This window comes from Aneurinibacillus sp. UBA3580, from assembly GCF_002375825.1.
GTDB lineage: Bacteria > Bacillota > Bacilli > Aneurinibacillales > Aneurinibacillaceae > Aneurinibacillus > Aneurinibacillus danicus.
In genome coordinates, this window is sequence record NZ_DFMZ01000081.1 from 11,809 (window position 1) to 15,314 (window position 3,506).

General features: G+C 48.3%; 4 protein-coding genes. 1 reads left to right on the forward strand and 3 read right to left on the reverse strand.

Annotated elements, in window-relative coordinates:
* Window positions 1-88 precede the first annotated feature (88 nt).
* Window positions 89-1,246, reverse strand: a complete 1,158-nt coding sequence (locus B2899_RS12220; protein ID WP_286886133.1) for an aminotransferase A — start codon at window positions 1,244-1,246, stop codon at window positions 89-91.
* A 400-nt stretch (window positions 1,247-1,646) separates the two neighbouring features.
* Between B2899_RS12220 and B2899_RS12225 the strand changes: the two genes are divergently transcribed.
* The gene (locus tag B2899_RS12225) at window positions 1,647-2,093 is read left to right on the forward strand and encodes a DUF523 domain-containing protein (protein ID WP_146807902.1); all 447 of its coding nucleotides are present in this window, start codon (window positions 1,647-1,649) and stop codon (window positions 2,091-2,093) included.
* Here B2899_RS12225 and B2899_RS12230 read toward each other — a convergent pair.
* Together B2899_RS12230 and B2899_RS12235 are read right to left on the reverse strand one after the other, a co-directional pair.
* Window positions 2,090-2,821 carry a ZIP family metal transporter gene (locus tag B2899_RS12230; protein ID WP_146807901.1) on the reverse strand — a complete coding sequence of 244 codons (732 nt, stop codon included), beginning with the start codon at window positions 2,819-2,821 and terminating at the stop codon, window positions 2,090-2,092. The genes B2899_RS12225 and B2899_RS12230 overlap by 4 nt on opposite strands.
* Window positions 2,822-2,909: 88 nt before the next feature.
* Complete coding sequence (locus tag B2899_RS12235) at window positions 2,910-3,170, reverse strand: metal-sensitive transcriptional regulator (RefSeq protein ID WP_146807900.1); 261 nt, start codon at window positions 3,168-3,170, stop codon at window positions 2,910-2,912.
* Window positions 3,171-3,506 lie beyond the last annotated feature (336 nt).

Below are 3,506 nucleotides of genomic sequence, written 5' to 3' on the forward strand. Positions count from 1 at the left end.
TTTTTCTTCCCCGGATCTCATTTTCTCTTCCCCTTCCTTCTTTTCTCATGATTTTCACAGAAAAAGGTGCAAGAAATGCGGCAGATGTTTATTTTACATTTGCAAGGAAAGCTTCCAGACGGTTCAGTCCTTCTTCCAAAATATCCATCGCGTATGCATAAGAAATCCTGATATACCCTTCCCCATACGAAGAGAATGCATCACCTGGAACGACCGCCACGCGCTGCTCTTCCAAAAGACGTGAAGCGAATGCAAATGAAGAAAGTCCGAACTGCGCAATCGAAGGAAAAATGTAAAATGCACCGTCTGGTTTGATCACGTCAAATCCCATAGCGGTCAACCGCTCATAGACGTACGTCCGTCGCTTATCGTATTCCGCCTTCATTGCCTCCGCATCTTCCATCCCTTCCGTTAGTGCTTCCAGTGCGGCATACTGACTGATAGAGCTGGCACAGGTTGCGTTGTACTGATGAACTTTCACCATTTGTTCCGTTATGTAGGCCGGAGCGAACGTGAAGCCGATACGCCATCCGGTCATCGAATGCGATTTGGACAGACCGTTAATGACAATCGTTTTGTCCCGCATGGAAGGAAGCGACGCAATCGAACGATGCATCCCCCCATAGATCAGCTCGCTGTAAATTTCATCAGAGATGACAAAGATTTCCCTGTCCTTAAGCAGAGCGGCAATCTCTTCAAGCTCATCCTGCCCGAGCGTGCAGCCGGTTGGATTGGACGGATACGGCAAAATAACACAGCGCGTCTTTGCCGTAATTTTCTCGCTTATAAGCTTTGCCGACATCTTAAAATCAGTATCCCGCGTATCTACGTATACCGGGACGGCGCCGCACAGGCGGATAATCGGCTCATATCCCGGATAAACAGGTCCGGGCAGGATGACTTCACTATCCTCTTCTAGAATCGTGCGCAGCGCAATATCAATGGCTTCGCTCGCCCCATTGGTTACAATGATTTCCGTCGCCGCGTCATAACGCAGTCCGTATTTCTGCTCAACAAAAACGCTGACGGCCTGCCGCAGCTCCATAAGACCCGCATTGGGTGTATAGGTAGTCCGGTTTTGGTCAATGGCGCGCTTGCCCGCTTCCTTGATATGGTCCGGCGTAGCAAAATCCGGCTGTCCGATTGTCAAAGAAATTGCATCATCATACTGCTGGACCAGATTAAAAAATTTGCGAATCCCTGAAATTTGGATATTGCGTACCCTCGGGTTAAGTAAATGCTGCATCTCTCTTATTCATCCTTTCTTCTTCGTAAAGCATGCCGGCTTCCCTTTTAAAAAGTATAGCACGCTTTGCGTAAGAAGACGCCAAGCTATTCTACTTTTGCCGAAATAATCCCTTCTATCTCTTTTCTGTTTATTCCGGGTGCATGCGTTTGCTGTTTCTATACCACCAAATTCGCGGTACGCGTCATTACCGAAGGATTGCGTAAATAGCTTCCGGAACAAAATATTCGTACGACCGTCGTCACCGGGCGCGGTAGCCACAGAACTGACGCAGACGTTTACCGTTCAGGACGTTGTTACAATGTTTGAGCCGCTGCGGTTCAGCTGTCGCCTCTTTTCTTTTGTGGTTATAATGAACATAGCAGACACTTTATGAAGGTCATATTTAGGAGGTAACGTAATGAAAATAGTAAGCGCATGCTTAATGGGATGTGAATGCCGCTACGATCAAAAAGACAATCGGGTAAGTGAAATTGAACAGCTTGTCAAAGATGGCAAAGCCATTCCCGTCTGTCCGGAACAGTTGGGCGGATTATCCACGCCTCGCAATCCGGCGGAAATCGTAGGCGGAGACGGTTTTGACGTACTCGACGGCAAAGCCCGCGTCATTGACAACGAGGGTAACGATGTAACCGGGGCCTTTTTGCAGGGAGCCCGCCAGGCGCTGCTTATGGCGCAGACGGTCCAAGCCACGGAAGCCATTCTCAAAGAGCGTAGCCCTTCGTGCGGCAGCACTTCTATCTATGACGGTACATTCTCCCGCACAAAACAAAAAGGCGTCGGGGTGACCGCCGCCCTTCTGCTGCGCCACGGCATCTCCGTCCGCTCTGAGGAGTCCTTGGACTAGCCAAAATATTGAATTAAGAACAGCATACTGATAAGTCCGATAATAAATGCGTATGTCGCCGATCGCTCATATCCGTGCCCGTGACTTTCCGGAATCAACTCCTTGTATACGATAAATAGCATCGCGCCCGCCGCAAAGGAAAGCCCATACGGCACAAGCCCTTTCACATAGCCGGTCATCATATATCCCAGGATGCCGGAGAGAATTTCTACCGACCCGGTCAGGGTTGCAATGAGCACCGCTTTCAGTCGGCCAATATTCTGATTGACAAGAAACAGCGCCACCAGAAGCCCTTCCGGGGCGTTCTGTACGCCAATCGCGAGTGCAATAAGGCCGCCCAGCGCTTCGTTATTCCCTGTATAACTCACTCCCACTGACAATCCTTCCGGCAAATTATGTACTGTGATGGCCGAAATAATCAACAGCGCCTGCGAATCAATCGGGAGTTTGTTATGCGGATTCTCCAAATCCACATGCGGCAAATACCGTTCGATAAGCATTAGCGTCGTCGTGCCGAGCAATATGCCGAATGCGAGCACGTACAGGTTGGACATGCTTATTGCTTCCGGAATCAAGCTGAATACGGAAGCCGCCATCATAACCCCGGCGGTCAGCGCCACCAGCGTATCCCGCGCATGATGATTGATATAACGGAAAAACAAAATGGGGATGGCACCTACGCCCGTAGATAGCGCAGAAATCACACTTCCTAGCAACATTTCCTTCATAGCTTCACCTTTCGCTTTGAACTCTACCGTTATGTACTACCCAATTTATGTATGCAAAAAAACAGCACACAAGGTGCTGTTTCGCATTTTAGCGACTTTTTACAAGCAAGTCTACCGCTTCTTTGATGATATGGTCAGGATTGTTCCCTTTTTCAATCTCCATGCGAATGCATGCTTCCATATTGTTTGCTACAACCAAACCGATAGCGCGATCAACAGCGGAACGAATCGCGGTCAACTGGGTCACAACATCCCGGCAATCTTTCTGCTGTTCCATCATGCTGAGCACTCCGCGAATCTGCCCTTCAATACGGCGGAGACGATTCTTCACAGCATCATTATATTCCATCTACTCTCACCTCGGCATAATGGGGATATACATTAATGCTACCCCTTTAGGTATGAGTTGTAAACAAGGAAAATATATCATCTAGCTTCAAGAATAATGGATGCTGAAAAAATTGGAGTGGATCAGGCCACGTTTGAACCGGCGTACAAAAAAAGAAGCCCAGTCATTCAATATGTTTTTTCTCTCGTTTTTAAAAATTTAAACAGTAGTGCATAGAGGGATAGCATGAATCGAAAACACGCAAGCTAACAAAACCACCATGGCTTCTCAGCCGCAACCCCGGCATAAAAATGCGGAGAAGGGCGGCTGACTTTTGAGGTATGAAGGAAAAGAGAG